The 234-nt window shown below is 61.5% G+C and carries 1 pseudogene; it reads right to left on the minus strand.

Annotated elements, in window-relative coordinates:
- A pseudogene (locus tag VSR82_RS40565) lies at positions 1-234 on the minus strand (IS3 family transposase); the annotation flags it as partial.

Consider the following 234-nt stretch of genomic DNA (forward strand, 5'->3'; position numbering starts at 1 on the left):
ATGCGCGGCGAACCGTAGGCGCCTCTGACTTTGGCATGAATCGTTCGAATCAACGTGAGCAACTGGACATCGGTCAGCCGCTGTCGCTCAGGCGTGCCGCCGCGCTATCCACGCGCGATAGCCATTGACGCTTACTCCAAGGACCTCGCACAGCGCCGACAGCGGATAGTGCCGGCATTGCGTGTCAATCCAGGCGAACTTCACAGGAGGTCCTTCGCGAAGAACGCCGCCGCT

The organism is Burkholderia sp. JPY481 (genome assembly GCF_038900515.1).
In the GTDB taxonomy this organism is placed as follows: Bacteria; Pseudomonadota; Gammaproteobacteria; order Burkholderiales; family Burkholderiaceae; genus Paraburkholderia; species Paraburkholderia youngii.